Below are 19,724 nucleotides of genomic sequence, written 5' to 3' on the forward strand. Positions count from 1 at the left end.
GGCAGATGCTCATATTGGGGGAAATACGTACCTGTCTGCTGCGCAGCTCTTCGAGTGTGCGTCAGAATGTCGTGCGTGAGCTGCTTGCGCTGATACCGGGGGAGCCGGTCAGGGTGTCCGAGCGGCCGATGGCACACGCCGTTTCCGCCGACGTGATCAGAGGTGTCGATTGTTCGTTGCCAACCGAATCCGGCACCAGGAGCAGGGCGATCGGCACGGTTTCCGGGCGTGCGCTGATCAGCGCTGGCCGGGTGCTGCAGGGCTCGGTGACAACGAGAATCGAACGGGCGAAGTTCGGCCATCGGCTCGCCTGGCCGCACTATCTGAGCAGGCCCGGTGTCGTTGAAATGATCGGAAAAGCCAGTGCCACGGATGTGGCGGAGGGATTTCTGGCGAAGAAGCCGAGTGCGGCGACACTTGATCTCGGTGCCGTCTGCGAATCGATCATAAGCGAGGTTCAGCTGCATCCTGGAATGGATCATGATTTTCCGTTCCAATCCGCGCGGACCGCAATGCGATGGGCCGCGCTCGGCAGCGATGACGGATCGGAAGGTCATGTCACGTTTGGCGTGGAAAGTGACACGCTCAGGTCATTTTTCGTCTCGGTGCCCGAAAACGATCTGCCGTCGGTCGTTCGTTTTTGTGAAGATGTCGCATTGCACGATTGGGTGCTGACCACACTGCTGCGTCTGGTGGAACGCAGCGGCCTTGGTTCCGGCGGCGGCGACGAGGTCGTGCGGCGCCTCGGGCCTGCGGTCGAGCACGTGATGCACGTATGGATGCCGGGTTTTCACGTACCGGACTCGATGCTGCCGTTGTGGCGGGCACTGGAACGGCGAGCCGGGTTCAGCCTGCAGCGGGAGGCCACCGTCAACCGGATCCGTGACCTGCTCACCATGCGCTCGGTGCTCGCCAAGTACGAGGCGGACCAGGTTCGCCTCGGCGGACAACGACAGTCGGGAGGCGTTGGTGCCCAAACATGATGTCCGGACCTCAATACTCCGCAAGATCACGGTCACCTCGGTGATCGGTGGCATCACCTTCCCACTGACCAACTTCCTGTTCGACTCGATGACCGCGCAGCTGATCGGCGCGGTCAGCGTCGGCGCGGTCACGCTCGTCGTGCAGTTCCTTGTCGACTTTGAGCGGCGGCTCGGCTCGGTCGAGGACAGCCAGAACGAGCAGACCGCCGACATCCGGCGCGCGCTCGACGAGGGGTTCGCCAAGGTCAGCGCGGCGACGATGCTGAGCGCGCAGCTGGAAGCGGCCGGGCTGCGGACACAGGCCCTGCAGCGGCTGGTTTCGCAGGCCGCGACGATGGATCCGGTCTCGACACCGTTGCAGCGCGGGTTCATCGACACCGAGATCGAGCGGGTGACGTACGTCCTGCACGCCTTCGGTGAGCAAGAGGCCACGTACAACGGCGAGGACCGGGAGTGGCTGCTCGGGCTGACCCGCAACGTCACCAAGTCGATCGACGCGATCAGCACGTCCACTGCGGACGCGGGCGGCACCGAGTTCGAGAACGGTTTCTGGGGATCGAACCTCGGGCAGCATTACCTTGCCGCGCAACGAGACGCTGTCTGCCGTCAGGTGCAGATCCGGCGGATCTTCGTTGTCCGCGGCGAGGAGAGCCTGCACGATGACGGACGGTTATCGGTGTGCCGGACCCAAGCGTCACTGGGAATCGATGTCCGCGTACTGGACATCACGACCATGCCGAGCTCACGGACCAGCGACTCCATCCTGCACGACTTCATCCTTTTCGACGACGAGCTGAGCTACGACGTGATCACCGGCGAGGGCGCCGGTCCGGTCATCCTGTACACCAGGTTGGTCCTGCGTGACGAGGAGATCAAGAAACGCAGGGACCGCTTCAGGAACTTCTGGGAATGGGCAACACCGTTGTCTGTTGTGGACGGTCAGTTGGATGGTCACGCGCTGCGGAGGCTCCGGTGATCCCTGTCGCTCATGTCATCGACCAGGATGTGCTGATCAGGGCAGCGAGTGAGGCCGACCTCGCGGCCCTTGGCGAGCTCGACGCCGAGGTGTTCGGCGAGCTGGCGTACCCGCCTTTTGTGTTACGCCAATGGTTCGACCTCTACCAGGGCTGGTGGCTGGTCGCGCAGCACGCCGACGGCCTGCGTGGTTACTCGTTAGGCGTGCCGCTGTTCGACCGCAGCCTCGGCTGGTTGCTCGGTTTGGGCGTCCGGCAGGAGTTCTGGCGACGTGGCTACGGGCGTTCGCTGACCGTCAACTCGATGCGGTTGCTCGAAGGCGTCGGTGTACGGGAGGTGCGGCTGACCGTCGAACCGGGAAACCGCGCGGCGATCACGTTGTACCGCGAGCTCGGGTTCGTGGTCGATCGAATGGTCAAGGACTACCTCGGTCCCGGTCACGACCGGCTGCTGATGATCGCGGCCCTGCGGTAGGAGGTGCCTGTGTCCCAAGGTGTCCGCAACTCCGTGCTGCGTAAGATCATCATCACGTCGGTGATCGGCGGCATCACCTTTCCACTGACCAATCTGCTGTTCGATTCGCTGACCGCTCAGTTCATCGCGGCGGTCAGTGTCGGCGCGATCAGCCTGGTCGTGCAGTTCCTGATCGACTTCGAACGACGGCTCGCGGCGGTCGAGCAAGGCCAGCACGGTCAGACCGACGACCTGCGGCGTGCGGTGGACCAGGGCTTCGCCAAGGTCAGCGCGGCGACGCAGCTGTTCGCGCGGCTGGAAGAAGCTGAACTGAAAACCGACGCCATCGCCAGGCTGGTGGGCCAGGCCGCGGCGATCGAGCCGGGTGCGTCCCCGCTGCTGGTGAAGTTCGTCGAGACCGAGATGAACCGGATGACCGAGTTGCTCGGTTCGGTCGGGCAGCAGGAACTCACCTACGAGGGCGAGGACCGGGAGTGGCTGCTCGGCCTGACGCGCAGCGTGTCCACGTCCATCGACGCGATCAGCATTTCCACAGTGGACAACGGAAGGGCGCACTTCGAGCACGGCTTCTGGTGGTCGGATCTCGGGCAGCACTACCTGTCGGCGCAGCAGGCCGCGATCCGGCGTGGGGCACGGGTCCGGCGGCTGTTCGTGGTCGTGACCCCGGAACACGCCGACGACCACGAGTTGCTGTCGGTGTGCAGGCTGCAGGCGTCGCTGGGGATCGAGGTGCGGGTGCTGAACGTGGCCGACATGACCAGCTCGATGAAGGCGACCCGGTTGCTGCTGAACGACTTCATCGTGTTCGACGATGTCGTGAGCTACGAGGTCGTGCAGGCCACGCGAATCGGCATCACCGATCCACCGAGTCCACCGATCCTGTACACCCGCCTGGTTTCCGGACAGAAACAGGTCGGCGAGCAGATCGAGCGGTTCCGGCACTTCTGGGAGCACGCGAAGCCGCAGGGCGACAGCAGCCCCGGATGATCAGGTGATGTCGAACGACCACACTTTGCTGATCCTCGAACGTGACAACCAACGTGGCGACGCGGCCAAGATGAAGAAGGTCTACAGCGTCGACCTCAGGGGCGTCACGCCAGGCGCGGGGCGAGTCGGTGTTCTTGCGTCTCGGCTGGGTCTGATCACGTTCCGGAACGCAATGCCTCGACGGGCTCCAATCGTGCGGCACGCAATGCGGGGTAAACGCCAGCGAGCAACCCGACCAGCGTGCCCACGAGCGGGGCACCGGCGGCGAGGCTGAGATCGAGGACAGGTGTCCAGTCGCGGGCAACCGAGATCACGACGACCGTGATCGTGCCCGCGCTGGCACCGATGATCCCGCCAAGCAGCCCGATCGCGCTGGATTCCACGAGGAACTGTGCGGCGATGTGTCTGCGGGCCGCGCCAAGCGCCCGGCGCAGGCCGATCTCGCCGGTTCTCTCCATCACCGTGACCAGCGTGACGTTGGCGATCCCGATCGCGCCGACGACCAGCGAGACCAGGCCGAGAACCAGGAACAACGCGTTGACGTCGTTCTGCACGCCACCTCGCAACGTCGCCGGGTCCGGCGGAGCCAGGACACGCAGTTGGGCGAAGTCGTTGGGGCTCAGCGCAAGCGGTGCTTGACTGGCCACGAGCTGCGCCGCACCCAGTTCGGTGCGGATCAGGACCTGGGTTGGCGGTCCGGTGTTGAGCCGGTCGTTTCCGGTGGTGTAGGGCAGGATCACCGAAGACCCCATGCCTTGCTCGCTTTCCCTGCCGATCGTGCCGAGGATCCCGATCACGGTGAAGGCCTGGTCGTTCACGAACACCGTGGGGGAGTCGTCGATCCGGTTGATGCCGATCAGCTGTGCGGCAGCCGCGCCGAGCACGGCCACTCGGTCGTGCCGCAGGATGTGGCCCTGGTCGAAGAAGCGTCCAATGGAGACTTGGGCGTCGAGGGTTTCGAGCAGGTCGGATGTGGTCGCAACCGTTGGCAAGATTCGGTCTGTTACCGTTGTGGGGTCACGTAAATCGTTCGCTCGGACGCGTGCGCTCTCGGCGCTGCTCGGTTGCGCGATCGCGGTTGCTGAGCGGACTCCGTTGAGCCGCGTTAATTGCGGCAGGGCGTTCCATTCCACATGCGGCGGTGCCGTTTTGTCTATTGTGGACGGAATGGTTACCGTCACTTCGGTGGCGGTTACCTCGTCGAACCGCCCGGCGATCTGGTTTCCCGCGGTCGCGGCGACCCCGAGCGTGATCACCAGTGTCGTGATGCCCAGAACCGTTCCCAGGACTGTCAATGCCGAGCGCAGCGGGCGTGCGGCGATCCCGGAGAGCGCCTCTGTGGCGAGGTCACGTGCCTTCATGACAGCACGCCATCGTCGATACGGACTCGGCGATCGGCTCGTTTGCTCACGTCGTTGTCGTGCGTGATCACCACGAGCGTGACGCCTTGAGAACGCAGTTCGTCGAACAAATCAAGGACCGCCGTAGTGTTCGCGTTGTCGAGGTTGCCTGTTGGTTCGTCGCACAGCAACAGAGATGGCTCGCCGAGCAACGCCCGCGCGATCGCCACGCGCTGACGTTCGCCGCCGGAAAGCCGGTCGGGCCGAAACTTCGTCCGGTGCGACAGCCCGACACGCGCCAACGCGGCTTCCGCGCGTTCCGTCCGGCCGCGCCGGTCGACCTTCTGGTACAGCTCGGCCAAGCCGACGTTGTCCACCACGCTGCGGTGCGGCAGCAGGTGGAAGGCCTGGAACACGAACCCGATCCGGCTGCCGCGCAGCTTTGCTCTGCGGCCGTCGTCCAGCTTGGTCGTCTCCATCCCGTCCAGCCGGTAGGAACCCTTGTCCGGCCGATCAAGCAGGCCAAGCGTGGTGAGCAAAGTGGACTTTCCCGAGCCGGACGGTCCGACGATGGACAGGTATTCGCCTCGGTCGACTCGCAGGTGCACGTCCCGCAACGCGCGAACCGGCGGATCGGCGGGGAAAGTCCGTTCGACCCCGTCCAGTTCGATCACCGGAACCGTCATGAAGTCCCCACCACGACCCGGTCGCCGACATTGAGCTCGCCGCCCTCCGGCGTCACCTGGACCGCACCCGTCGCCGTCAAACCCAGCTTGACCTGCACGTCCCGCGTGCTCCCCGGCGCGGTCTCGACGCGCACCCTGGCTTTGCCGTCCGCGTTCGTGACAACGGCCGAAACCGGCACCGTGAGCACGTCTCCGCCGGTGGTCGCGACCTCGACCGTGATCCTGATGGCCTGTCCGGAGAACGGCGCCAACGCTTGCGGATCGTTGGCGATGAACCGCAACGGCGTCGCGGCTGGCCCGTTGTTCTGCTGATCGGGCTGGGCCGTGCCGCTCGACGGTGGCGCCTGCGGTTGCTGGACGGCGGCTTCGTTGCCCAGAGCGTCAAGCTTGCCTGGAATCTCGCTGCCATTGGGCAGGTGCAGAGTCGTCCCGAGTCCAACGTGGAGCAACTGCGCGTCGACCGACGGCAGAGTTCCTTGCACGACAACGTTCGAATCCGTGACCGTGCCGATCTGCCCGGTCGCGGCGGCTCCAGCTTTGCTGGTGACACTGTCGATCCGCAGTGGGAGCTTAGGTAGGAACAGGATCTCACCCGACGGCACGGTCACCTTCGCCGGATCGTCGCCTTCCACCTGGGCGTCGTAGCCCGCCTTGTTGTACAGGCATTTCATCGCGGCCGCGGTCGCCGCGTCGAACGTTCCGCTTGTCGGCGTGCTGTATCCCAGGCTGCGCAAGGCCTTCTGCAACTGCTTGACGTCATCGCCCTTGGCGTCCAAGCCCAGCTTGCGATACATCGGCACGAAACCGGTCAGCACGAACACCGGACGCCCGCTGACCTCCAGTGCCACATCACCCTGCTTGATGGTCGACCCGACAGTCGGTGCCTTCGTGATCAGCTGTGTTCCTTCGACACCGCCAACGGTTCCGGTGAGTTGCAAGGGCGTCGGTGTGCCGTAAGCCACAGTTCCTTGTGCCACAACGGTACTTTTCAACGTACGCCGCTCGACCGGGACGGTCACCAGCGACGCGGGCGGTGGTTGGTGCGACGCGGCCGCGTCAGCTGGGGACTGGACGCGGGTGCCGACCAGCCAGCCACCCGCGCCCGTCACCACAGCGACCACCGCGATCAGGAGAACGACCCGCTTGGGGTTCGCTGCGAACGGACCCGGCATGTCAGCCGTTGCCTCCGTCGCTCGACAGCATCTTCTCCACCAAGGGTTTGGCCAGCCGCTCGTATTCCTTGCCGCAGTCAAGGTCCTTCAGCGCGGCCTGGATCTCGCGTTGCAACCCTTGCTGCGCGGTGTTCGCGTCGATCGTGTCCGGCTTCTCGCTGCGTTCCTTCAGGAAGGTCTGCTGCATGGTCGACTCGATCACGCCCGGCTTGGTCGACGCGACCTGGAAACCGGCCTGGCGCAGGCAGGTTCCGTACGCCTGGCTGGCGTTGAGTAGCTGCGGGTCGGTCTGGAACCTCTGCAGCAGCTGCTTGAACTCGGCCTGCTTGGCGGGATCGGGCGGCGCTTGGGTCTGCGGCGGGTAGACCTGCATGGCGGCCTTCGTCGTGCACCCGTCCTCGCCACGGAATTTCTTGCCGTTCTCGGCTGTCAGTAGTCCGCCGCCCAGCGCCTTGTCGTACGCGTCCCGCTGGGCCGGGTCGAGCTTGTCCCGGATGGCCTGGTTCGGGTCTGGTGGCGGGGGCGGCGAGTTGCCGACGGCCGGATCGGTTGGGAAGACATCCCGGCTGTACACGCCGAATCCGTACTTCTGCCGGTAGGTCTTCAAGGTCTCGTACGGCACCATCGACGGGTCACGGCCGCCGACGTTCTTCTCCTGCACCTCGGCGGTGTTGTCCGCACTTCGTGGCCGCGCGATGTATTCGAACCCCTGCGCCTTCATGCAGTCTGCGATGAGGTTCTCCAGCCGCGCCTTCTCCTGATCCTCTTTGGACTGCTGTTGCTGCTGGACCTGCGGCGTACTGGCTGGCCCCGGCGCGGCCTGGTTCTGTGTTTGTGCCGCGCACCCGGCGAGCACGATCACACTCAGTAGTGGCACTACGACCCGCATACAAGATCCCTTCTCGTGTGCCATCAGCTACGGGCACGCGGCCGGGAAAGTTGACAGGCGCGGTTGTCAACCTTTTGCGAGACTCGCTCGTAGCGGCCCCACCTCTGACGAGATGCCGTGAAGGTCACCTTCGCGGCATCTAACGCGTCAGGGAAGGCCCTCGCGCGTCAAGTGCCTGGCATGGGCATTGAACGCGCCGAATCTTCCCGCATAACCCTAGGTCCGGGCGATCATCTTGATCTCGATCAGCTGCACCGGTAAGGCGAGCCCGGTCACGCCAAGGATTGTGCTCGCGACCTGAGGGTCTTGCCTGCCGTACGCTTCCTTGCGGACCGGCCCGGCGACCTGCATGGCGGTGGGCACGTCCAGTACGTAGATGACCTCCTCGACGACGTTGTCCAGGGTCGCGCCGAACGGCTCGAGCATCTTCTTGGCGTTCTCGTAGGTCTGGCGCATCTGCTCGGCCATGTTGCGGAAGTCGGTGATTTTGCCGTTCTCGTCGAGCGGCGCCGGAGCCACGAAATCCGCGCCGTCGTTGGCCAGCTGCCCGGACACGTAGATCGTGTCGCCGTGCTGGATGGCCTGCACGTAGCCGTACGCCTCTTCCCAGGGGACGCCGAAATTCGCGGTCTTCGCCATGGCTCTCTCCTTGCGCATCGTTGCGGTGAGTCACGACGTTATGCGGGCTGTGACGCCTCGAACACCGGCGACGATGCCGTAGTTCGCAAGGATCGTGCCACTATGGGTGGATGGCTCGGACGATCGCGATCGTGGCGTTGCCGGGGGTGATCGCCCTCGACTACAGCATCGCCGCCAACATCCTTGGCGGCCAACCTGGATATCGGGTGATTATCGCTGGCGAGGCGTCGGCCTCCGGCGGCGTGCGGATCGTCCCGACGCATGACATCGCCGGGGTCGACGAGGCGGATACCGTGGTGCTGCCGGGTTTCGACGACCCACACATCCCGCCTCCCGACGAGTACCTCGATGTCATCGCTCGCGGGTTCGACCGTGGCGCGACCATGGTCGGGATCTGTACGGGCACGTTCGCCCTGGCCGCCGCTGGAATCACCGCTGGGCGTCAGGTGACCGCGCATTGGCAGTTCACCGCGCAGCTGCAGGATCTGTATCCGTCGACCAAGGTGATTGAGAACGTTCTCTTTGTGGAGGACGGAAATTTGCTCACAGCGGCGGGCGGTGGCGCCGGAATTGACCTGTGCCTGCACCTGATCCGCTCGGATTTCGGCGTCGACGCGGAACTGACGGCTGGCAAGAGTTTTGTCGCCGCGCCTGCCCGGCCAGGTCCGCAACCCCAGTACGTCGACACGTTGACGCCGCCTGGTTCCGACTTGGCTGAAACTCGTTACTGGGCAATGGAAAACCTGAGCTCGCTGATCACTGTGGACTCGTTGGCCCGCCGCAGTGCGATGGCGCGCAGGACTTTCATCCGCCGGTTCGGTGAAGAGACCGGGATGCCGCCGATGCGGTGGCTTACCCTGCAACGGATCCTGCTGGCCAGGCGGTTGCTGGAGACGACGGACTGGTCGGTCGACCGGATCGCTGCCCAGTCGGGCATGGGGACCGGCGCGAACTTCCGTGTGCTGTTCCGCCGGGAGACCGGTCTGGCGCCCAGCGAGTACCGCCGCCTGCACAAACACTGAATTGTCTGACCCCTGTGCCATGCTGCTTGGCATGGTCATCACGTTCGACGCCGAAGTGTGGGAGTGGGACGCCCGGCGAGCCGACACCTGGACTTTCGTCAGTCTCCCTGAGGATGTGTCCGAGGACATCAGGGAGCTCTCGGCCGAGCCGAGACGGGGGTTCGGCTCGGTCCGAGTGCGGGTCACGGTTGGTGGCACGTCGTGGGCGACTTCCATCTTTCCCAGCAAGGACGGCGTTTTCGTGTTACCCGTGAAGCGTGCCGTGCGCAGGGCCGAGGAGCTGGACATCGGCGACGTGGCCACCGTGACCGTGGAGTTGGTCGACTTCTAGGTCCTGAGTGGACGCTTGGACTTGGTCGCGGCAATGATCCCGCAGACCAAGGCCACGATCACGCCGCCCATTTGCAGTGCCGTGCCAAGGAAAGGCCCGAAGTCGGCCACGTTGCCCAGCCTGCCCCAGATGGACCCTTCAACCAGGCCACCAACGAGGATGAAGGCCGGGGCGACGATGCCGACGGCGACGATCCACTTGATCCGGTCGGCCAGCGTGAGCATCAGGATGCCCGCGACGGCAAGGATGATCGGACCCGGTGGCACGTAGGGATATCCAGGAACACCCGAGATGATCTGCAGCACGATGCCCGCCGCGGCGATGAGGAGGAAGATGCCGTTGATTCGGTTCATGGCCAAGAGCATGGTCCACTGAGCAGGGCCGAGGCGTCCGCTGGCGAGCGGCTCGGTCGTACGCAAGTTTGCGTACGACCGGATACGCAGCTGGCAGCTTCTGGAGAGCCGTCACGTTTTCAACAATGGCTGCGTGAAAACTCGCTTCGTGGTGGCTGCGGTGATCGGCGCTGCGTTGATCGGCGCAGTGGCCGCCACCGTAGGCGCTGCTGCACTGCAGGCGGGGCGTAGCGAGCCCTTGGATGTGTGGGCTTTCCTGCTCGTCGTGGTGGCTGTTGTGACGACCTTGGGCCTTCGTCGGACAAGGCCGGTCTTGGCGCTGGCCGTAGCCATCGTGGCGACGGGCGGCTACTTGCTCGCTGGGTATCCGTATGGGCCGATCCAGCTATGCATGATCGTCGCGATGTTCGAGGTGGCTCGGCGGTGCTCGCTGAAGGTGTCCTTGCTTGCCTGCGGGTTGGCGGCTGTTGTCGCGTCGGCGTGCGTGGCGGCGAGGTTCAGCCGCGAGCTCGAAAGCCCGTTGCTGATGATGGCGGCCTGGATGGGCTGGGTCGTCCTGCCGTGGTCGCTTGGCGCGCTGGCCAACGCGATCGGCTCGGCCAGGGAACGCGCCCGTCAGCAGCTGGTGACCAGAGTTGCCTTGGAGGAGCGAATGAAGATCGCCGCGGACGTGCACGACATCGCCGGGCATGGGTTCGCGCTTGTCGCGATGCAGGCCGGGGTGGCGTTACTGGTCTTCGACGAACAACCCGACCAGGCGCGCACGTCCCTCAACGCGATCAAGGAGACGTCCGCGAAAGCATTGGCAGAGCTGCGCGGCATGCTGGACGCCATCGCCATGCCGAAAGCCGCTGGTTTGACCGGATTGCCAGACCTGGTCGAGCAGGTCAGAGCCGGTGGACTACGAGTGCATGTGGAGGTGGAGCCTTTCGACCTCGCAGAGGACATCGACGCGGTCGCGTACCGGGTGGTGCAGGAGTCGCTCACCAACGTGTTGCGACACGCAGGATCGAGCAGCGCGGACGTGCGCATCGCGCAGCAGGACGACGAACTAGTGGTGCAGGTGGTGGATCGTGGCCAAGCGAAGGTGGCGCCGCGCGTGGGGCGTGGGCTGAGCGGAATGCGTCGCCGGGTGGAAGACATTGGCGGACGGCTCGAAGCAGGGCCCAGAGCAGGCGGCGGGTTCGGCGTGGTTGCCCGGCTGCCATTAGTCCGATGATCCGGGTGGCGCTCGCGGACGACCACGAGTTGGTCCGGATGGGCCTGCGCGTGCTGATCGACCGCGAGCCCGACATGATCGTGTCCGCCGAGGTTTCCAGTGGCCAGGAGACTTTGCAGTTGCTGCACCGGGATCCGCCGGACGTCCTGCTGCTCGACGTCCGGATGCCAGGGATGGACGGACTGGCGACCTTGCGTGAGGTGCCGGACGGCATATCCACCCGGGTGATCATCGTGACGACGTTCGAAGTGGACCAGTACATCTTCGACGCACTCAGTTCAGGCGCCGCCGGATTCATCTTGAAAGACGCCGATCCCGGCGAACTGGTCCGCGCGATCCGCGTGGTCGCCGACGGCGATGCGTTGCTGTCCCCATCAGTTGCGAGCCGCGTCGTCGCCAGATTCAACCGCCCGACGGCCACTGTTGTCGGTCTCGATGAACTCACCGAGCGCGAATGCGAGATCGTCGCCTGGGTCGCAACCGGTAGTTCCAACGACGAGATCGCCAAGGAGTTGGTGGTCAGTCCCGCGACCGTCCGCACACACATAGGCCGAGCCATGGTCAAACTCGGTGTCCGGACCCGCGCGCAACTCGTGGTATCCGCCATGCGTGCAGGATTGACGATTGATGCGTATCGACAAGCGCCGCGCGCCGATATATGACTGTTGGGACAGATCAAGTGCTCGCCGCGGCTGGACTGGTGAACAAGCTGGAACTGGAGAAGCTGATCCGCGGCGACGGAGTGGAACCAGGCTTGGTCGACGCGGTCGACCTGGTCGTGCAGTCCTTGTCGACTGCGCCACCTGGACCGCCGCTCGCGGGCGTGTTCCTAGTTGGAGGATCCTCCCGGATCCCATTGCTCGGAACCCTTGTCGTAGAACGAATCGGCCAAATCCCTTTGAAACATGGCGATCCGACAACCGCCGTTGCCGACAACCGCCGTTGCCGACGGCCCCGCACGACACGCTTTGGCCGCAGTACAACCCGTGCAGTACTGGGCCTCGCCACCACCGCAGCCGCCGCCACCAGCGCGGAGCGCGGTGGTGGCGGCTGTCGTGATCACCCTCTTCGTCATCCTGGCGCCACTAGCGGTTTTCGCGGAACTGTCCACCTATTGAATGCCCCAGAACCGCGCGATTTCCGCGGCCGCGCATACGCCAACGTCGAGTATGTACGGCCCAGCACGGCCACACCCAGGAGCGACAGGCTGCCCATGCCCCATCCCTTGAATGGTACGGGTCTCCACGCGAGCGCCCACGTTCGTCCACTGCTCCGAACTTTCCCGCAGATTCGCCGGGGCCACAGTGTAGTCAGCAGTACCGTGCCAAATGCTGACACCAGGGCGGACAACCGTGGAACTCGCTGCGCGCACCTTGTCACCCCATTGCTGTGGCGTGAGGTTCAGGCCGGGATTCATGCAGGTGAAAGCCTCGAAAATGGCGGCAGCGCACCCATAGGGAATCCCAGCGACCACACCACCACCCGCGAACAAATCGGGATACTTCGCCAGCATCACCGACGTCATCGCGCCACCCGCGGACAACCCGGTCACGTAAACCCGCCGCGGGTCCGCATTGGTGTCGGCGATGGCACGGCGCGCCATCTGCGCAATGGATTCAGCCTCGTTGGAACCGCTGGCCTGGAACCAGTTGAAGCACTTGTTGATGTTGTTGCCAGTAGTTTGTTGCGGGAGAACAAGAGTGAACTTCAACGAATCGGCAAGCCCGGTCCAGCCCGCATTGTGGCTGTAGCTCGCATCCTGGGTACACCCGTGGAGTGCGACGACGACCGGTTGCCCGGCGGCCAGTCCATCGGGTACGTATTCGAACATCTGCAACGCGCCAGGATTGCTACCGAATCCGGTAACTGGCCTGAGTTCAGCGGCATTGGCCGGTGCTGCCAGGAATGTCAGGGCCAGCAGCACGGCGGAGAAAACCTTCACGACCACCTCCTTGTGACCGTTCGTGAATCGAAGGTAAGTCGCCTGGTGAGATGTGCCCACGTTGCCAGCCACCACAATGTCGTAGCCGTTTGTGTGGCCGCAACGGATACCCACACAAGCACTGGTGACCTACGGTCCGCCCATGCGCATCCTCCTGGTCCTCGCCCTCCTCACGGTCACCCCCGCCGCAGCGCACGCGAGCACCTGCGCACCGGTCGCCGTTCCCGGCGCGGCCTACGCGAAACAGTCCTGTTTGGACGACCTCACCACAACAGGAACGCTGCGCACGGGCCACACGGTCCAAGCCGACTGGGCTGGTCTGACCTCAGCGGGATTCCCGTTGGTGAGCGCGGTTCCCGGAATCCAGGTCGACGGGTATTTCCCAGATACCTCGAAGACCAACACAACGCATGGCTGGAACCACGATTCCAAGTTCGTCCTCAGACTCCCATCCCGCTGGAACGGGGGATTGGTGGTATCCGGCTCGCCGGGAGTCCGCCGCCAGTACGCGAACGACCGCGCGATCGGCGACCAAGCGATAGCTTCCGGACACGCATTTGCCGCAACAGACAAGGGAAACACCGGAGCCGACTTTTTCACCGACGGCCACCGCCCTGCAGACGCGTTGGTCGAGTGGAATATGCGGGTAACTCAACTGACCGTGGCATCGAAGCTGGCCTTGGCACTCCACTATGGACGCAGTCCGAACAGGACGATCGTCGCAGGCATCTCCAACGGCGGTTACCTTGTCCGGTGGCAACTGGAAAACGCGCCATGGCTGTACGACGGCGGCGTCGACTGGGAAGGAACCCTGTGGAACCAAGACGACAACCTGCTGACGTTCCTCCCGCCCGCGATCCGAGGCGAACCCCTGGCGGCAGGCTTCGACCCCGCATCGGAATTCCTTTGGCTGTACCACAAACAGGTCTACTGGGACCTCACCCAACGGATCTACCGGACAGAACTCGACCCCAGCTACAACGGTCCGGAAGCTGACTACGACTACGCATCCCGGCCGAGAGCAGTCCATCAAGCAGTTTCCCGAATTTCACTGACCGGCCGAATTGGCAAGCCACTTCTGACGTTGCATGGGACCTTGGATGCCTTGCTGCCGATCAGCCGGGATTCCGATGTGTACAACCAGATGATCGCCAGCCAGGGTCGGGCGCATCTCCAGCGTTACTACCGGATCGAGGGCGGCAACCACGTCGACGGACTCTACGACGCTTACCCAGACTTGTTGCGCCCCATCGCACCCTGCTTCACAACAGCATTCCACGCACTGGAAGATTGGCTCAAGGGCGCCCAACCACCGCCGTCGGCCACCATCCCACGCCCGACCGGCACGGATCTTGCGACCACGTGCGCGCTCAAATAAACCTTGACTTCAAGCAAACTTCAACGTCAAGACTGACTACATGACAATCTGGATCTGTGCGACGTGCGGAGTGGAACACCCAGAAGCCGCTGAACCCCCGAAATCCTGCCTGATCTGCGAAGACGAGCGCCAATGGGTCCCGGAGGAAGGCCAAATCTGGACAACCATCGAAGAACAGAACGAAGGCGACCACACACTCCTGCACCACAACCCAGAACCAGGGCTGCACCAGCTCAACCGGGAACCCGCCCTCGGTATCGGGCAATGGTCCTATCTGGTCCAGACCTCAGCGGGAAACCTCCTCTGGGACGCGCCGAACCACCTTGACCCTGCCATGGCCGACAAAATCGAAGAACTCGGCGGAGTGGCGGTGATCGCGGCCAGCCACCCGCACATGTTCGGCTCACAAGTCTCCTGGAGCCACAGGTTCGGCAACGTCCCGGTCCTCGTCCACGCCGCCGACCGCCACTGGGTGCAGCGGGAAGACGCCGTCATCCGGGAATGGAAGGACACCGAACAGATCCTGCCGGGCATCACCCTCGTCACCGCGGGCGGGCACTTCCCGGGAGCGGCGGTCGCCCACATCGAAACGGGCGCGCTGCTCGCGGGCGACACTATTGTCCCGGTCCAGGACACCGGCTGGGTGTCGTTCATGCGCAGCTACCCCAACAAGATCCCGCTCTCGGCAGGCCTCGTCCAGCAGATTGTCGACCGGATCGAGCCGTATGAGTTCGAGCGCCTGTACTGGCTTGCCGACGCCAAGCGGGTCGACGATGCCACAACCGCGGTCAAACGCTCGGCGCGCCGCTATATCGCCTGGGTGAGCGGCGAAAACGACCACCTCGGGTAGAGGAAGTGGCAGGTGACGGCCGCGAAGGGAACTATGGGCAGCATGATCCTGTCGTTCCCGTACCGCGGCGGCCTGTCGTGGCCGTTACGGCTGGTCCGGCTGGCGGGCTTGGTGGTGCTGATCCTCTCGCTGCTCCCGGATCCCAGCTGGTCCCCGTGGCAGACTGGGCTGCTCACGGCGGTAAGCGTGGGGTGGCTGCTGTGGCTGTTCGCTGACTGGCTCACGATGCCCTGGCAGACAGCCGTGCTCCTGCTGATCGGCCTCGCCGGTGGAGTGCTGACGGGACTGAGCCCACACGGCGTCGCCATCGCGTTTCCTGCGGTTGCTTTGCTAGACGCCGCGACTCGCCTGCGTACGCGGTACAGCCTGCCGATCACCGCGGCGGTCGTGGCGTCGACGGTCGCTTTCGACAGCTGGGACCGCGTCCTGGAACACGGCTTGATCCTGCTCGCGGCGGCACTCGTTGGCGCACTTCGGTGGCAGCACTTGCAGCGGGTCGAACAGGCTGATCTGCTGCAAACCCAAGTCCAGCGCGCGGCGGTGTTGGCCGAGCGAACAAGGATCGCGCGCGAGCTGCACGATGTCCAGGCGCACGCGCTCGCGGCGTTGTCCGTGCAGCTGAAGGTTATCGATGCGCTCGTCGAGGACGGCGCCTCGGCCAACCGGATTCGCGAGTTCGTCAATCGTGCCGAGCAACTGACCCGCGAAGGTCTAATTGAGACCAGACGGGCGATTCTGGCGCTGCGCGGGGAAGTTCTGCCGATCGACGACCTGCTTGACAGCCTGGCCAAGGTGTACACCGACCGCGACGGCAACAACGCGTCGCTCGTCGTCACCGGCAGCCATGCCACATTGCCGACAGAAACCACCATGGTGCTTTATCGGGCGGCGCAGGAGGCGTTGACCAACATCCGCAAGCACGCCGGGAACAGCCCAGTGACAGTGAAACTCGACTACGCGGGAAATGCGGTTTCGCTGACTGTCCTCAATGAACTGATTCCGCACGAATCCGACCTGGCCTCGGTCGGTGCAGGATATGGCTTGCCGGGCCTGCGGGAGCGCGTTGACGCCGTTGATGGCACGCTAACCGCAGGGCCGAAGGGCGGGATCTGGGAACTGGGCGTCAGGATACCGATATGGTGAGAGTGGCCATCGCCGACGATCATCCCGTGGTCCGTGACGGCCTTGGGCTGCTGATGGACATGCTGCCGGACGTCGAACTTGTCGGAGTGGCCGCGACCGGGCTGGAAATCGTCGCACTGGCCGACGCCCGCGAAATCGACGTGATCCTGATGGACCTGCGGATGCCCAAGCTCGGCGGCGTCGAGGCAATCCGGAAGATCCGGGCTCGGCACCCGGACATCAAGGTTGTCGTGCTGACCACGTATGCCGACGATGTGGCCGAGATTGCGGACGCTTACGAGGCGGGCGCGGTCGATATCCTGACGAAAGACGCTGACCGCAAGGATATTCACGCGGCGGTCGTGGCCGCGTTCAAGGGCCTGGTATCGCCGAGGATCGTGCGGCGACGGGAAAATCGTGCGCCAGATGGGCTGACGGCCCGCGAGGTCGATGTGCTGCGGCTGATCGCGGCAGGCAAGTCCAACTCGGAAATCATCGCGCAATTGGGCGTGAGCGAGGCGACGATCAAAACGCACATCAACCGGATCTTCGCGAAGACCGAGAGCGAGCATCGGGCGCAAGCCGTGCGATACGCCTACCGGCACGGGTTGGCGTCGAGCGACGAATAAGAGTCAACCCTGGGTTTGACGCCCGCTGCCGTTTGCCTTCCTAGCGTTGACCGTATGACGGTTTCCATCCTGTTGCTGAACCTGATCGTGGTCTTCGTCGCACTGGAAAGCGATATCGGCCGCCGCAAGATCGGCCCGTTCCGGGTGTTCCGACCGTTGGTCACCGCGCTGGTGATCGTGCCGTTCTTCTTCAGCGGCATGGCTTGGTCCGGTAATGGGCTGCTGTTCGAGGTGGCGGGCGCGCTCGTCGGCGTGCTGCTTGGCATTGCGGCGATGTCGTTCATGAGGTTCGAGCACGACCCCGACCAGCGCCGGTCCTATTCGCGCACCGGTGTCGGATATGTCCTTGCGTGGCTGCTGATCACCGGCGTCAAGATCTTCTTTTCTTACGGCTCAACGAATATCTGGGGGAGCGAGCTGTTCACGTGGATGGCGCGCAACGAGATCTCGGTCGACGCCTTCCGAACCGCCATCATCTTCCTCAACGTCACCATGATGCTGACTCGCATCGGCGTGATCTATTTCGGGTGGCGGTCGGCGGAAACCCCGGGTCAGATACGTGAGGCTGCCGAAACCGAGCGCCAGCCAGATCACGCCGAGCGTGACGGCTGTCCCGTCGAGGTGCGTGAGCAGCCAGATGTTCACGACCGCGCCGATCGCCGGGAACACCACGTGAGTCAGGGCTGACCCGCGCCGCCGCAACCACATCGCGATCACGGAGATGTTGACGAACGTGAACGTGGTGAACGCCCCGAAGTTGATGAACGATGTGGACGTCGTCACGTCCAGCATCAGGGCGCCGAAACCGACAAGTCCGGTAAGGACAATCCCGAACACCGGTGTCTTCAGTTTCGGGTGCAGGTAAGCGAAAACCCGCTTGGGGAGCACGCCGTCCCGGCCCATCGCGAACATCAGCCGGGACGCGCCTGCCTGCGTGGCGATGCCGGACGCCAGTTGCGCGACCATGAACGCGGCGAGGAATAGCGCTGTCATCAGGTTTCCGCCGATCTCACCGGCGATCTCCAGCGCGGCCGAGGACTCGTCACGGAATGTGTCACCGGGATGTGCGAGCTGTGTGGCGTAGGCCAGAACCACGAAGATCACGCCGCCGAAGTGCCGATAGCAGGATGGCGCGCGGGATCGTCTTGCGTGGCTCGAATGTCTCCTCGGTCAACGTACTCACGGCGTCGAACCCGAGGAACGCGTATGCGGCTAGCGCGGCGCCCGCGGAGATCCCGTCAAACGTGGAACCGTTGTGGTAGAAGGGAGCGAGCGCGGGACCGGTGGCGTGACGCAGCGACAGGATGACGAAGAACAGGATCACCAACATCTGGAACGCCATCAGCAGGAAGTTGACCCTGGCCGCCACCTTGATGCCGAGCACGTTCAGCCCGGTCGTCACGACGATGAACGCCACCACCCACAGCCAGCTTGGCACCGACGGGAACTGCGCCGACATATAGGCGGCGCCGATCAGCCAGATGACCATCGGCAGGAAGAAGTAATCCAGCAGAACCGCCCAGCCGACCAGGAAACCGACCCGGGGATCGATGGCTTTGCGTGTGTATGTGTACGCCGAACCCGCGTACGGATAGATCCGGCACATCTTGCCGTAACTGGCGGCGGTGAACAGCATCGCGACCATCGCGAGAACATAGGCCGTCGGCACAGTGCCATTGGTTGTGCCCGCGAGGATGCCGTACGTGCCAAGCACGACAATCGGCGCCATATAGGACAGTCCGAACAGGACAGCGCCACGTAGACGCAGATGCGGTGTCAGTGCTGTGGTCATGACCGCGGCTGCCAGTTTCCGGCGTCGATCCGTCCCTGATACAAGGGAACGTCAAGGGGAGCGTCGCCGTCGGTGAACTGGTTCCACATTCGGTTGAGGCCTTCCGTGCCACGTTCGCGCACGCGGCGTACCTCGTCGAGATCGAGCGTCAGCGCGATCACGGCAGGCCGATCGTCGGGCGTTTCGGCGAGAATCTGGCCTTCTGGGCCGACGATGATGCTGCGGCCTCTGCCAAAGGGCGCCGCGGAGTTGATGCTCGCCACGAACACCTGGTTGACGATGGCGTTCGCCTGCGCCAGCACCACTTCCTGCTTGCGGTCGGGCGTGTGCGTCAGCACCGGGTTGATGATCAGATCGGCGCCCAGCCAGGCCAGATGCCGTGCCGATTCGGGAAACCAGGCGTCGTAGCAGATGGCAAGGCCGATCCGGCCGGTGTCCGGGATGTCGAACACGACAAACCGGTCGCCGGCCTCGTAGGGCTCGTGCGGTTTCCACGTGAAGACCTTGCGATAGGACGTGACCAGCTCGCCGTCGGGCGAGAAGACCAGGGCGGTGTTGTACATCTTGCCGTCGTCGCCCAGCTCGGCCACCGAGCCTGGGATGAACCAGACGCCAAGGTCACGGGCGATTTCGCCGAGCTTGCGGCTGCGCGGCCCGTCGAGCGGTTCGGCAGCGATTTCTCGCCGCTGCGGTGAGCACAGGTGTAGCTCCGGGTAGACGAGCAGCCGGGTATCGGGATGGTCGGCCAGTACTGCCTTGGCATCGCTGGCGAACCCGTCCAACGGCTGGTCAACCGCGTACTGCGGCGTCTGTACCAGCGCTACGGGCAACGGTTTCGACACGTGGGCAACCCTTTCGTCGATCGTTGCGAGCAAAATAGCTCAGTTTGAACGCTTTTTGTAAGTGCTCACTTTGAGCAATTTTGATGGGCCGGTAGTAGG

At 64.2% G+C, this 19,724-nt stretch carries 23 protein-coding genes; 13 read left to right on the forward strand and 10 right to left on the reverse strand.

Features of this window, described 5'->3' with window-relative positions; all coding sequences use genetic code 11:
- Positions 1-5: 5 nt before the first annotated feature.
- Genes LWC34_RS50715 through LWC34_RS50730 form a run of 4 tightly spaced genes read left to right on the forward strand, consistent with a single transcriptional unit; the run spans position 6 to position 3,419 of the window.
- Positions 6-983, forward strand: coding sequence for an SCO2521 family protein (locus tag LWC34_RS50715; RefSeq protein ID WP_235730960.1), 978 nt, complete (start codon positions 6-8; stop codon positions 981-983).
- The gene (locus LWC34_RS50720; protein ID WP_233733346.1) at positions 970-1,959 is read left to right on the forward strand and encodes a DUF6879 family protein; all 990 of its coding nucleotides are present in this window, start codon (positions 970-972) and stop codon (positions 1,957-1,959) included. Before LWC34_RS50715 ends, LWC34_RS50720 begins: the two co-directional genes overlap by 14 nt.
- Positions 1,956-2,432: a GNAT family N-acetyltransferase gene (locus LWC34_RS50725; RefSeq protein WP_233733348.1), complete on the forward strand. Its 477-nt coding sequence runs from the start codon at positions 1,956-1,958 to the stop codon at positions 2,430-2,432. The genes LWC34_RS50720 and LWC34_RS50725 overlap by 4 nt, the downstream gene beginning before the upstream one ends.
- Positions 2,433-2,441: 9 nt before the next feature.
- Complete coding sequence (locus tag LWC34_RS50730) at positions 2,442-3,419, forward strand: DUF6879 family protein (protein WP_233733349.1); 978 nt, start codon at positions 2,442-2,444, stop codon at positions 3,417-3,419.
- Positions 3,420-3,574: 155 nt separating this feature from the next.
- Here LWC34_RS50730 and LWC34_RS50735 read toward each other — a convergent pair whose 3' ends face one another.
- The 5 genes from LWC34_RS50735 to LWC34_RS50755 all read right to left on the reverse strand — a co-directional run bounded on the left by LWC34_RS50735 (position 3,575) and on the right by LWC34_RS50755 (position 8,145).
- A complete protein-coding gene (locus LWC34_RS50735; protein ID WP_233733350.1) occupies positions 3,575-4,780 on the reverse strand; it encodes an ABC transporter permease in 1,206 nt (401 codons plus the stop codon).
- Entirely contained in the window at positions 4,777-5,445 is a 669-nt protein-coding gene (locus LWC34_RS50740; protein ID WP_233733351.1) for an ABC transporter ATP-binding protein, read from the reverse strand. The genes LWC34_RS50735 and LWC34_RS50740 overlap by 4 nt, the downstream gene beginning before the upstream one ends.
- On the reverse strand, positions 5,442-6,617 hold the full coding sequence (locus tag LWC34_RS50745) for a peptidoglycan-binding protein (protein ID WP_233733352.1): 1,176 nt from the start codon (positions 6,615-6,617) through the stop codon (positions 5,442-5,444). The genes LWC34_RS50740 and LWC34_RS50745 overlap by 4 nt, the downstream gene beginning before the upstream one ends.
- A gap of 1 nt (position 6,618) precedes the next feature.
- On the reverse strand, positions 6,619-7,506 hold the full coding sequence (locus LWC34_RS50750; RefSeq protein WP_233733353.1) for a hypothetical protein: 888 nt from the start codon (positions 7,504-7,506) through the stop codon (positions 6,619-6,621).
- A 216-nt stretch (positions 7,507-7,722) separates the two neighbouring features.
- Positions 7,723-8,145, reverse strand: coding sequence for a RidA family protein (locus tag LWC34_RS50755; RefSeq protein ID WP_233733354.1), 423 nt, complete (start codon positions 8,143-8,145; stop codon positions 7,723-7,725).
- Between the two features lie 110 nt (positions 8,146-8,255).
- Between LWC34_RS50755 and LWC34_RS50760 the strand changes: the two genes are divergently transcribed.
- Positions 8,256-9,167, forward strand: a complete 912-nt coding sequence (locus LWC34_RS50760; RefSeq protein WP_233733355.1) for a GlxA family transcriptional regulator — start codon at positions 8,256-8,258, stop codon at positions 9,165-9,167.
- Positions 9,168-9,198: 31 nt separating this feature from the next.
- Positions 9,199-9,498, forward strand: coding sequence for a DUF1905 domain-containing protein (locus tag LWC34_RS50765; protein ID WP_233733357.1), 300 nt, complete (start codon positions 9,199-9,201; stop codon positions 9,496-9,498).
- Here the strand turns inward: LWC34_RS50765 and LWC34_RS50770 are convergent.
- Complete coding sequence (locus tag LWC34_RS50770) at positions 9,495-9,851, reverse strand: hypothetical protein (protein WP_233733367.1); 357 nt, start codon at positions 9,849-9,851, stop codon at positions 9,495-9,497. The genes LWC34_RS50765 and LWC34_RS50770 overlap by 4 nt on opposite strands.
- 133 nt (positions 9,852-9,984) lie before the next feature.
- On the opposite strand from LWC34_RS50770, the gene LWC34_RS50775 reads away from it, so the two are divergent.
- From LWC34_RS50775 to LWC34_RS50785, 3 genes are all read left to right on the forward strand, one after another.
- The gene (locus LWC34_RS50775; protein ID WP_233733369.1) at positions 9,985-11,070 is read left to right on the forward strand and encodes a sensor histidine kinase; all 1,086 of its coding nucleotides are present in this window, start codon (positions 9,985-9,987) and stop codon (positions 11,068-11,070) included.
- Complete coding sequence (locus LWC34_RS50780) at positions 11,067-11,732, forward strand: response regulator (protein WP_233733372.1); 666 nt, start codon at positions 11,067-11,069, stop codon at positions 11,730-11,732. The genes LWC34_RS50775 and LWC34_RS50780 overlap by 4 nt, the downstream gene beginning before the upstream one ends.
- 243 nt (positions 11,733-11,975) lie before the next feature.
- Complete coding sequence (locus LWC34_RS50785) at positions 11,976-12,188, forward strand: hypothetical protein (RefSeq protein ID WP_233733373.1); 213 nt, start codon at positions 11,976-11,978, stop codon at positions 12,186-12,188.
- On the opposite strand, the gene LWC34_RS50790 is transcribed toward LWC34_RS50785, so the two are convergent.
- Complete coding sequence (locus LWC34_RS50790; RefSeq protein ID WP_372496815.1) at positions 12,182-13,012, reverse strand: extracellular catalytic domain type 1 short-chain-length polyhydroxyalkanoate depolymerase; 831 nt, start codon at positions 13,010-13,012, stop codon at positions 12,182-12,184. The two genes, LWC34_RS50785 and LWC34_RS50790, sit on opposite strands and share 7 nt — an antisense overlap.
- A 142-nt stretch (positions 13,013-13,154) precedes the next feature.
- On the opposite strand from LWC34_RS50790, the gene LWC34_RS50795 reads away from it, so the two are divergent.
- From LWC34_RS50795 to LWC34_RS50810, 4 genes are read left to right on the forward strand one after another with little or no spacing between them, the layout of a single operon-like run.
- Complete coding sequence (locus LWC34_RS50795; RefSeq protein WP_233733375.1) at positions 13,155-14,390, forward strand: 3-hydroxybutyrate oligomer hydrolase family protein; 1,236 nt, start codon at positions 13,155-13,157, stop codon at positions 14,388-14,390.
- Positions 14,391-14,430: 40 nt separating this feature from the next.
- A complete protein-coding gene (locus LWC34_RS50800) occupies positions 14,431-15,240 on the forward strand; it encodes an MBL fold metallo-hydrolase (RefSeq protein WP_233733376.1) in 810 nt (269 codons plus the stop codon).
- Between the two features lie 12 nt (positions 15,241-15,252).
- A complete protein-coding gene (locus tag LWC34_RS50805) occupies positions 15,253-16,383 on the forward strand; it encodes a sensor histidine kinase (protein WP_233733377.1) in 1,131 nt (376 codons plus the stop codon).
- On the forward strand, positions 16,377-16,991 hold the full coding sequence (locus LWC34_RS50810; protein ID WP_233733378.1) for a response regulator transcription factor: 615 nt from the start codon (positions 16,377-16,379) through the stop codon (positions 16,989-16,991). The genes LWC34_RS50805 and LWC34_RS50810 overlap by 7 nt, the downstream gene beginning before the upstream one ends.
- Before the next feature lie 393 nt (positions 16,992-17,384).
- Here the strand turns inward: LWC34_RS50810 and LWC34_RS57705 are convergent, their stop codons facing one another.
- Genes LWC34_RS57705 through LWC34_RS50820 form a run of 3 tightly spaced genes read right to left on the reverse strand, consistent with a single transcriptional unit; the run spans position 17,385 to position 19,625 of the window.
- Positions 17,385-18,095 carry an APC family permease gene (locus LWC34_RS57705; protein WP_308200278.1) on the reverse strand — a complete coding sequence of 237 codons (711 nt, stop codon included), beginning with the start codon at positions 18,093-18,095 and terminating at the stop codon, positions 17,385-17,387.
- Entirely contained in the window at positions 18,046-18,783 is a 738-nt protein-coding gene (locus LWC34_RS57710) for an APC family permease (RefSeq protein ID WP_284051908.1), read from the reverse strand. The genes LWC34_RS57705 and LWC34_RS57710 overlap by 50 nt, the downstream gene beginning before the upstream one ends.
- Positions 18,780-19,625 carry a carbon-nitrogen hydrolase family protein gene (locus LWC34_RS50820; RefSeq protein ID WP_233733379.1) on the reverse strand — a complete coding sequence of 282 codons (846 nt, stop codon included), beginning with the start codon at positions 19,623-19,625 and terminating at the stop codon, positions 18,780-18,782. Before LWC34_RS50820 ends, LWC34_RS57710 begins: the two co-directional genes overlap by 4 nt.
- Positions 19,626-19,724 lie beyond the last annotated feature (99 nt).

The organism is Kibdelosporangium philippinense, from assembly GCF_021390435.2.
Taxonomy (GTDB): domain Bacteria; phylum Actinomycetota; class Actinomycetes; order Mycobacteriales; family Pseudonocardiaceae; genus Kibdelosporangium; species Kibdelosporangium philippinense.